This is a genomic window from Brachyspira sp. SAP_772 (genome assembly GCF_009755885.1).
Lineage (GTDB): Bacteria > Spirochaetota > Brachyspiria > Brachyspirales > Brachyspiraceae > Brachyspira.
This window is the reverse complement of the sequence record NZ_VYIX01000367.1, coordinates 1-524: the sequence shown is the minus strand read 5'-3', so window position 1 is coordinate 524 and position 524 is coordinate 1. Positions and strand designations below refer to the sequence as shown.

Sequence of the window (524 nt, the reverse complement as noted above, 5' to 3'; positions counted from 1 at the left end):
TATTATATAGAGATAACAAAATCTAATATATCATTAGTTCCGAAAGATTTTATAAAAAGGCAAACATTAGTAGGAAGCGAGAGATACACCACAAGCAAACTTATGGAATATGAGAAGACTATAAACGAAGCTAATGAAAAAAGTTATGCTTTGGAATATGATATATTTATAGAAGTTCGTAATAAGGTTAATGAATATTTAACATCTATATTAAAAATGGCAAAGATAATATCAGTAATAGATGTTTATGCTTCTTTGGCTTGTTTGGCTGCAGAAGAAAATTACACAAAGCCTATTATAACAGATGACGGCATAATAGACATAAAAGAAGGAAGACACCCTGTAGTTGAAGCGAATTTAAAAAACGAAAGCTTTATAGCAAACGACACATATTTAGACAATAAAAATGAGCATTTGCTAATAATTACAGGACCAAACATGAGCGGTAAAAGTACATATTTGAGGCAAACTGCTTTAATAGTTCTTCTTGCACAGATTGGTTCATTTGTACCTGCTAAGAGTGC

At 30.7% G+C, this 524-nt stretch carries 1 protein-coding gene; it reads left to right on the top strand.

The window, feature by feature from the left end:
- The coding region (locus GQX97_RS14545; RefSeq protein WP_407921885.1) for a MutS-related protein at positions 1 to 524 on the top strand (524 nt) is incomplete at both ends.